1 protein-coding gene is annotated in these 1,680 nt (G+C 64.4%); it reads right to left on the bottom strand.

Annotated elements, in window-relative coordinates; translation table 11 throughout:
- Nucleotides 1-1,680: NAD(P)H-dependent oxidoreductase subunit E (locus PFY00_RS18945; protein WP_271434175.1), on the bottom strand; the 1,680-nt coding region annotated here is incomplete at its 5' end.

Below are 1,680 nucleotides of genomic sequence, written 5' to 3'. Positions count from 1 at the left end.
TCAAATTTCCTGTTGGAAGTGTTTGATTGTTAGTCTGATCGGGTTTGGTGCGGCTTGTCCGAGGCCGCATATGCTGGCATCGCCCATCGCCTGGCAGAGCTCTTCGAGCAGGGGTTGGTCCCAGCTGTCAGCCTGCATCAGTTTGACGGCCTTCTCGCAGCCCACCCGGCAGGGGGTGCACTGGCCGCAGCTTTCGTCTTCGAAGAACCGCAGCATGTTCAGCGCCGCGTCCCGGGCCTTGTCCTGATCGGACAGCACAACCACCGCCGCCGAGCCGATAAAGCTGCCGTGCGGCTGCAGCGTGTCAAAGTCCAGCGGGATGTCGTCCATCGTGGCCGGCAGCAGGCCCGAGGACGGGCCGCCCGGCTGGTACGCCTTGAAGCTGTGCCCCTCCAGCATGCCCCCTGCCGCCGCAATGATGTCGGTGATGGTCGATCCGGCCGGCAACAGGTGCACACCCGGGTTCCGGACCCGCCCGGAGACCGAGTAGGACCGCAGCCCCTTGCGCCCGTTCTTTTCCACATCCGACAGGATCTGCGGGCCCTCCCGGCAGACGCGGGCAACCCAATGCAGCGTTTCAACGTTGTGCACCAGCGTCGGGCGACCAAACAGGCCAACCTGCGCCACGTAGGGCGGGCGATGCCGCGGCAGGCCGCGCTTGCCCTCGATGCTTTCGATCATCGCGCTTTCTTCGCCGCAGATATAGGCCCCGGCCCCACGGCGCAGGTCGATATACCCCGGCTCTACAAGACCGGCAGCCTCCAGCGCCGCAATCTCTGTGCGCAGGATCTGAAGCACGGCCGGATATTCGTCGCGCATGTAGATGTAACAGCGCTCGGCCTCGACCGCCCAGGCCGCGATCAGCATCCCCTCGAGGAACAGATGCGGCGTGCGTTCCAGGTAATACCGGTCCTTGAAGGTGCCCGGCTCGCCCTCATCGCCATTCACCGCCAGGTACCGCGGCCCTTCGGCAGCGCGCACAAAGCCCCATTTCTTGCCAGACGGGAACCCTGCTCCGCCAAGACCGCGCAGCCCGGACGACAGAACCGCGTCCTGCACAGCCTCCCAATCGCCCTCGGTGCGCAGCGCGCCAAGGATCTTGTATCCGCCCCCGGCCTCATAAGCAGACAGCGTCTCATAGTCCGGCACATGCGCGTGGGTGTCCCCCGCAGCAATGGCCGCCTGCACCTTTTCCGGCGTGGCGTGGTCGATGTGGTTGTGCCCCAGCTCGAGCACAGGGGCCGTATCACAACGCCCCATGCACGGCGCACGCACCACACGCACCTCTGCCGGGTCCAGCCCGTCCGCCAGCGCCGCGCGCAACTGCGTGGCGCCCGCCATCTCGCACGACAGCGAATCGCAGACACGGATCGTCAAAGCCGGTGGCGGCGTCTCACCTTCCTTGATCACGTCAAAATGCGCGTAAAACGTTGCTACTTCGTAAACCTCGGCCATCGAAAGACGCATCTCTTCGGCCAGAGCACGCAAATGCGCCGCAGACAAATGCCCATGCGCATCCTGAAGCACATGCATATGCTCAATCAGCAAATCCCGCCGACGCGGCGAAGAGCCAAGCAAACCACGAACCTCAGAAAGCGCAGCATCATCATACTGACGACCCTTCGGCGTCCTGCGACCCTTCCCCGGTGCGGATTTCCACACGCCCTTGCGTTCGTCGAG

This window comes from Thalassococcus lentus, from assembly GCF_028023555.1.
Classification (GTDB): domain Bacteria; phylum Pseudomonadota; class Alphaproteobacteria; order Rhodobacterales; family Rhodobacteraceae; genus Thalassococcus_A; species Thalassococcus_A lentus.
This window is presented reverse-complemented; position numbering and strand designations above follow the sequence as displayed.